This window comes from Actinomyces polynesiensis, assembly GCF_000820725.1.
Lineage (GTDB): Bacteria > Actinomycetota > Actinomycetes > Actinomycetales > Actinomycetaceae > Pauljensenia > Pauljensenia polynesiensis.
This window is the reverse complement of sequence record NZ_CCXH01000200.1, coordinates 1-7183: the sequence shown is the minus strand read 5'-3', so window position 1 is coordinate 7183 and position 7183 is coordinate 1. Positions and strand designations below refer to the sequence as shown.

Below are 7183 nucleotides of genomic sequence, written 5' to 3'. Positions count from 1 at the left end.
GGAGGACTCCACCGGTCCCGAGCACCCATCCGTCAGGACGCACCGACCGGCCGAGGCCCACCCCGGGGCCATGTGGCCGGATGTCCGGGACGGACCCGTGGATCCCCTCCACCCCCTCAGCGGGCGGTGCCCCGTTCCAACTGCGGGGGCCACCCGGGGTCCACCCGCAGGCGCCTGCGCCACACACGCGGCGCCATCGGGTCGGTGAGCATGACGCGTCCGATCTCCACGACGTCCGCACGTCCGTCCACGAGGATCTGCTCGGCCTGCTCCGGGGCGAGGACGAGGCCGCACGCCGCGACCGGGACGCACCGTCCCCCGCCCGTCCCCACGGCCTCACGGACGGCCGCGGCCGCGAACACCTGGTAACCGGGTCCGGATCCGATGCGGGCATCGGGCACGTTGCCGCCGGTGGAGACATTGACCATGTCCGCGCCGTCCTCGACGAGCAACGGCGCGAGTGCCCGGGTGTCCTCCAGCGTCCAACCGGGTCGCCCGTCCTCGGGGTACTCCTGGGTCCAGTCGGTGGCGGAGACACGGACCAGCAGCGCGGCGTCCCCGATGGCGTCGCGGATCGCCCGGACGACCTCCCGTGCCAGGCGCGTGCGGCCCGCGAAGTCACCACCCCACCGGTCTGTGCGGTGGTTGGAGGCCGGGGAGAGGAACTGGTGGATGAGGTAGCCGTGGGCGGCATGGACCTGCACGCCGTCGAATCCCGCCTCCACCGCACGTCGGGCAGCGTGCGCGAAGTCCTCGACGACCCCCTCGACCTCGGCGTCGCTGAGCTCCCGTGGGACGGGCCAGCCGGTCGCGAAGGGAACCGGCGAGGCGCCGACCACGGGCCACCCGCCCTCGTCAGGGCCGGCGTGACCCTGGAGCCAGCCGGCCCGGGCACTGCCCTTGCGGCCGGCGTGGTTGAGCTGGACGAAGGCGGCGGCGCCACCCGCGTGGATGAGTCGCGCCAGCTCCGCAAAGGCGGGGATGCGGTCGTCCTCGTGGAAGGAGAGGCAGTTCACCGAGATGCGCCCCTCGGGCGCGACCGCCGTGGCCTCGATGATGACCGCGCCCACTCCCCCGAGTGCGCTGGCCCCGTAGTGCACCCGGTGCCAGTCCGTGGGCATGCCCATCCGCGGTCCCGTCGCCTCGGCGGAGTACTGGCACATGGGCGGCATCCAGAGGCGGTTGGGCACCTCGAGGTGGGCGACGGGGACGGGTTCGAACAGCTTGGCGTGGGGCATGGCCCGATCCTAGGACCACCGCTGCGGCCGGGACACGGACGTGGACACCGGTGCACCCGGAGGGCCGGGAACCGTGCGCGACCGCCCGTGGCGGGAGGGATACTCTGGATGACATGGCAAAGGAGCACACCCCCCACCGGGACAATGCGATCGTCCGTCTGGCGGATGGGACGGTCAAGCAGAAGAACCTCCTGACGGGCACCGAGGTGTGGACCGTGCCCGGACGTGGCCACCGTCCACTGTCGGTCTCCCGCAGGGATCCCGAACCGATCCGCCCCGAGTGCCACGGTCTGCACTGCGCCTTCTGCGAGGGTCGCTACCTGGAGACACCGCCTGAGAAGTCACGCCTGGTCCGCCACGAGGACGGCAGGTGGGAGGAACTGCGTGGACTGCCCGCCGACGAGCTGTCGAGCACCGTGGCGGAGTTCCGACGCATCCCGAACCTCTTCGAGATCGTCTCCTACAACTACTGGCACCTCAACCACGACCACTTCCCCTCCGAGGCCGAGCACCGCCGCATGGCGGAGTACCTGGCCTCGGGCACGGGCTACGACCACGTCATGCGGGTCGTGCGTGCCCGCATGCTCGCCGGGGGCATGTCCGAGGGCGAGTTCGAGGCGATGACGGACTCCGCGAAGCTCCAGCAGGCGAACGGGTTCTTCTCCGGCGGGCACGACGTCATCATCGCCCGTCGGCACTTCGTGGACGGGGCGACCACGGACGACCAGTTGGCGGGGTCGGGCACACTCACCCCTGAGGAGCACTACCACTACACGGACTTCACCGCCCGTGCCATGGCGGACCTGTACGGCCTTGACCCCGCGGTGCGCTACGTCGCCGCCTTCCAGAACTGGCTCAAGCCCGCCGGCGCCTCCTTCGACCACCTCCACAAGCAGCTTGTCGCCATCGACGAGCACTCCGTGCAGACCGAGGCCGAACTGGCCCGCCTGCGCTCCGACCCGGACATCTACGACGACATCCTGCGGGTCGCCGCCACGCGCAGGCTCATCGTCGCCCAGAACGAGCACGCCGTCCTCATGGCGGGGTTCGGCCACCGCTACCCCTCGCTCGCACTGTGGCCGCTCCACGCCCCCGCCAACCCCTGGGAGGTGGACGAGGACGAGATGCGCGGCGTCTCCGACATCCTCCATGCCGCCCACGCGGCCACCGGGGTCGAGGTGCCCTGCAACGAGGAGTGGTACCACCGTCCCCCCGACGTCCACACCCCCATGCGGTGGCGCATCCTGCTCAAGTGGAGGATCTCGACCGTGGCGGGATTCGAGGGCGGGACGCGCATCTACCTCAACACGATGGACCCGTGGGCCCTGTGGAGCAGGGTGGTGCCCCGTCTGCAGGAGATGCGCGAGGCAGGCTCGATCGCGCCGATGCGCATCGGCGAGGAGTGCCGCGTGGAGCCGGGCATCCTGCACGACTGAGCGGGTGCGACCAGGATCCGGGCGTGCGTCCCGGTGCCACCCGTCGGAAGCGCGCGACTGAGCGGGTGCGGCCACTGCGTCCGTGGCCGGACCGCTACCCCAGGCCCTTCGACCAGGTCTCGGCGCGGGCGTCTGCGGACGGGAGATCGGCCTCGGGGAGCTGCAGTGCATCGGCGGAGGGCTGGGAGAACCATCCGATGGCCGTCCCCTCGGCGTCGGTGGCGGACAGGGGGAAGGCCACCCCGGTGGAGGCGAGCACCTCCTGGACCGTGGTCCCGCGCAGGTAGGCCAGCAACGACTCAGCCCCGTCCTCGTGCGTCGCGTCGGCGGTGACGGCGGAGTAGAGCATGCGCTCCAGGCAGGTGGCCCCCACCGCTGCGGAGGCCGACTCCGTGCCGGAGTCGTTCAGGGTCGTGGCCACGACGGACTGCCGGGCGACCAGCAGTGGCCGCGCGTCGGTGCCCGTACCCGACGAGGCCGTCCACCTCCGCAGGATCTGGGTGGGGGTGCCGCTCTCCACACCGCCCGAGGTCAGGGCCGACCACCAGGCGTCCGCACCGGCGCCCAGCGAGGCCTGGGCCGCTGCGGTGAACGCGAGCCCCTCGACGGACCCCGCGGGGTCGGGCACGAGGAGCAGATCGGGCCATCCGCCGGACGCCAGCTCCGACCACGAGGTGGGCAGTTCCTTCCGGTTCGCGGCGAACCACTGGGTGTCGGCCAACAGGCAGACGTCGTCGCGCGCATAGGCGGTGGCCGCCGGCGCACCCTGCAGTGCCGTGCCGGTGGGTGTGGTCGTGTCCTGCGGGGCCGTGGTGGCGAGCACCCCGGCCGAGGTCGCCTCGAGGGCCGCATTCGCGTCGAGGCCGAGGATGACATCGGCATCCGTCCCCTGCGGGGCGCCCTCGTGCAGGTCGCCGGCCGGGACCTCCACCTGTCTGAGGGTGAAACCGGTGGTCGACCTGAAGTCACGGACGACGTCCTCGGGCAGGGTCCGTCCCTGCTCCACCACGGCGGCGACGACCCCACTCCCCCGCCGGGGTTCTGCGACCACCCCGGACTGCTGCGCGGTACCGGTCCCGCCCGGGGTCGACCCGGCTGGGTCCGTGGGCACGACCGGTTGTGAGAAGGGGTCGCGCGAAGGGTCGGCCCCAGGGTCCACGGCAGGGGAGCACCCCGTCAGCAGGGCCACCGCCAGGGCGGCGGCGGCGCAGCGGCTGTGGCGCACACGTCCCACGGGTGCCTCCCTCGTCTCGACCCGGGCCAGCCTATCGGGCCGCGCACCCCCCGCTGCGACGGCGCGCCCCGCCCTCGTGCGGCATGATGGGGGTGATCACCCGGGGCGACCCCGGGGGAGGGACCACCCAGGAGGATCCATGGACATCGGCTGGAAGATCGCCAGTGCGGGCTCGATGGCGGCAGCGGCATTCGTGGCGAGCAAGATCGCCGAGGGCGGCTGGAAGGCGGTCACCGGCAAGGACGTCCCCCACGAGGACGACGACGACGTCCAGCTCGTCCCGCTCCTCGCCTTCGCGGCGGCCTCGGCGGTGCTCGTCGCCCTGGCCCAGCGCTTCGCCATGAAGGGCACCAAGAAGTGGTACGGCGCCCGGGAGATCAGCCGGAGCTGAGTGTCTCCCGGGCGCCGCAGGGATCCCACGTGTCAGGCGTCGAGGTCCTTCTCGATGAGGTCGGCGATCTTGTTGAGGGCGTCCTCGTCCTCCGACTCGACGACGACCTCGTCCCCGTGACCGGCCCCGAGGGTCATGATCATCATCACGGAGGAGGCGTCGACGGGCTCGCCCCCGGGAACGCTCAGGAGGACCTCGGAATCGAGACCTCCCGCTGCCTCTGCGATCAGTGCAGCCGGACGTGCGTGCAGTCCGACCTTGGCTCCGACTTTGACGGTACGTGTGGCCATCGGCCTCTCCTTCTGCTCGAGTCCTGACCACCCACGGGCCAGGTTCACCTTGATTCTTGCACCTCATCCCGTGGGCGAGGGTGCTCCCGGTCACAATCCCGCAGAGGATTTCCCCGGCGGGACGTCGGTTCACGCAGCGGTGACCTGGGCCGCGGCCTCCCTGGAGCGGGCCGCGTACTGCTTGAGCGCCGTGACGGCCAGGGCCGACACCAGCACGCCCGCCACGATCGCGACCACGTAGGCCCAGACCGGGGTGATCGCGAAGGCCACGAAGATGCCGCCGTGGGGAGCCCTGGACTCGACGCCCAGTGCCATGGTCAGTGCACCCGTCACGGCGCCACCGGCCATCATCGAGGGGATGACCCTCAGGGGGTCGGCGGCGGCGAAGGGGATCGCGCCCTCCGAGATGAATGCCGCGCCGAGCAGCCAGGCCGTGGTCCCGTTCTCACGCTCGGCGGGGGTGTACAGCTTGGGCCGCACCGCGGTGGACAGGGCCATCGCCAGGGGCGGGACCATGCCGGAGGCCATGACGGCTGCCATGATCTGCCAGGACGCCTCGGTGCCGGCCGAGAGGCCCGCGGTGGCGAAGAGGTAGGCGGCCTTGTTGACGGGACCACCCAGGTCGAAGCACATCATGAGCCCGAGGATGATGCCGAGCAGCACCGCGGAGGCACCGGTCATGCTGGTCAGCGCGTCCTGCAGCCAGGTCATGAGCGAGGCGAGCGGCCTGCCCAGGAAGAGCACCATGATCCCGCCGACCACGAGGGTCGTGAGGAGCGGGATGATGACGACGGGCATCAGACCGGCCAACCAGCGCGGGGCCTTCAGCGAGGCGAACCACGCGGCCACCAGACCGGCGAAGATCCCGGTGACCAGGCCGCCGATGAAGCCCGCCCCGACGAGGACGGAGACGGCACCACCGATGAAGCCGGGGGCGATGCCGGGACGCCCGGCCAGGCCGAAGGCGATGTAGCCGGACAGGGCGGCCACCAGGAAGCCCATGCCCAGACCGCCCAGGGTCGACAGGACCGCGCCGAGGTAGAGCCGCAGGCCCCCGTAGGTCGTGAGGACGTCGACGCCGTTCTGCACGTAGGTCTGGGGATCGGGGAGGTTCCACAGCGAGAACTTCGTGGCGACGTCGTTGGAGACGAAGGCGACGTCGTATCCGCCGACCAGGAAGGCCAGGGCGGTGAGCAGACCGCCGGCGGCGACGAAGGGGATCATGTAGGAGACACCCGTCATCACCGCCTGCTGGATGCGCTTGCCCCAGCCCACCTGGTGGTGTCCCGAGGACGCGGCCGACGAGGACGGGGCGGAGGACCCCGAGGAGCCCTCGACGTGGTCGGCGTTCGGGTCGTGGATGGCGGCGACGGCCTCGTCGATCATCTTCGGGCCCTCGGAGATCGCGCGCTTGACGCCCGACTCGACCAGCGGCATGCCCGCGAAGCGGTCCCGGCCGGTGATGTTCACGTCGGCGGCGATGATGATGGCCTGTGCCCGCTTGATGGTGTCGGGGTCGAAGGGGGTGATGCCGCCGGAGCCCTGCGTCTCGACGTGGAGTTCGACGCCCTTGTCCTTGGCCGCCTGCTCGAGGCTCTCGGCCGCCATGTAGGTGTGCGCGATCCCTGTGGGGCAGGACGTGATGGCCAGCAGGACCGGCGCGTCCGGGGTGGCCCCGACCGTGGCATCCTGGTTCGCGGCGGGAGCGGCTCCGCCCGCAGCGGCGGGGGCCGGGTCGACGACACCGCGGATGAGCTCGGACGCCTGCTCCGGGGTCCTGGCCGCGCGCAGGGCGGCGACGAAGTCCGCCTTGATCAGGGAGCGCGAGAGCTTGGCGAGGAGCTTCATGTGCTCCGATCCCGAGCCCTCGGGCGCGGCGATGCCGATGATGAGGTCGGCGGGGCCGTCCTTCGAGCCGAAGTCGACGGGTGTCGCCAGGCGGATGAGGCCGAGCGCCGCCTCGTGGACCGCGGCGGAGCGGCAGTGGGGGATGGCGATCCCGCCGGGCATGCCGGTCGCGAACTGCGCCTCGCGGTCCTCGAATGCCTGCTGCAGGCCGGCCCTGTCGGCACGGCCGGTGGATGCCACCAGGTCCGCCATCTGGGCGATGACGGCGTGCTTGTCGCCGGTGACCTGCACCCCCAGCCTGACCAGGTCAGGGGTGATGAGTGGTTCGGACATCGTCGTTCCTCTCGTGGTCCGGAGTTCCCTCCGGGTCTGGTGGTGCGGGTGGGTGTGTCAGAGTGTGATGACGCTGGAGACGTCCTCGTGGACGTCCGGGCGTGAGGGGATGGTGGTGCCGGGCAGGGAGACCGCCACGGCACCGTAGGCCACGGCCAGCGCGAGGCGATGCGCGGCAGGGGCGCCCTGCGACTTCGCGATGAGGTAGCCCGCCACCGCTGAGTCCCCGGCCCCGACCGTGGAGACCACGGGTGCGTCGGGCGAGGGCGCGAACCAGGCGCCCTCAGCGGTGACGAGGACCGCCCCGGCACCTCCCAGGGTCACCAGGACGTCGCCGACACCCGAGTCGTGCAGGTCCTTCGCGGCGTCGCGCACGGCGTCGTAGTCACCGGCAGCGGCCGCCGCCTCGAGCT

Annotated in this window: 7 protein-coding genes; 2 read left to right on the top strand and 5 right to left on the bottom strand. The window is 71.7% G+C overall.

The window, feature by feature from the left end:
- Positions 1-116: 116 nt before the first annotated feature.
- Positions 117-1238, bottom strand: coding sequence for an NADH:flavin oxidoreductase/NADH oxidase (locus TA90_RS08550; protein ID WP_043535786.1), 1122 nt, complete (start codon positions 1236-1238; stop codon positions 117-119).
- Positions 1239-1351: 113 nt separating this feature from the next.
- On the opposite strand from TA90_RS08550, the gene TA90_RS08545 reads away from it, so the two are divergent.
- Complete coding sequence (locus TA90_RS08545; protein WP_043535785.1) at positions 1352-2674, top strand: DUF4921 family protein; 1323 nt, start codon at positions 1352-1354, stop codon at positions 2672-2674.
- 94 nt (positions 2675-2768) lie between these two features.
- Here TA90_RS08545 and TA90_RS08540 read toward each other — a convergent pair whose 3' ends face one another.
- Entirely contained in the window at positions 2769-3785 is a 1017-nt protein-coding gene (locus tag TA90_RS08540) for a substrate-binding domain-containing protein (protein ID WP_187120119.1), read from the bottom strand.
- 262 nt (positions 3786-4047) lie between these two features.
- Here TA90_RS08540 and TA90_RS08535 point away from each other — a divergent pair, with 262 nt between their 5' ends.
- On the top strand, positions 4048-4299 hold the full coding sequence (locus TA90_RS08535) for a DUF4235 domain-containing protein (protein WP_043535783.1): 252 nt from the start codon (positions 4048-4050) through the stop codon (positions 4297-4299).
- A 32-nt stretch (positions 4300-4331) separates the two neighbouring features.
- Here the strand turns inward: TA90_RS08535 and TA90_RS08530 are convergent, their stop codons facing one another.
- From TA90_RS08530 to TA90_RS08520, 3 genes are all read right to left on the bottom strand, one after another.
- Positions 4332-4589, bottom strand: a complete 258-nt coding sequence (locus tag TA90_RS08530) for an HPr family phosphocarrier protein (protein ID WP_043535782.1) — start codon at positions 4587-4589, stop codon at positions 4332-4334.
- Positions 4590-4718: 129 nt separating this feature from the next.
- On the bottom strand, positions 4719-6770 hold the full coding sequence (locus TA90_RS08525) for a PTS fructose transporter subunit IIABC (protein WP_052450686.1): 2052 nt from the start codon (positions 6768-6770) through the stop codon (positions 4719-4721).
- Between the two features lie 57 nt (positions 6771-6827).
- A partial coding sequence (locus TA90_RS08520; RefSeq protein WP_043535781.1) for a PfkB family carbohydrate kinase occupies positions 6828-7183 on the bottom strand: 356 nt, incomplete at its 5' end.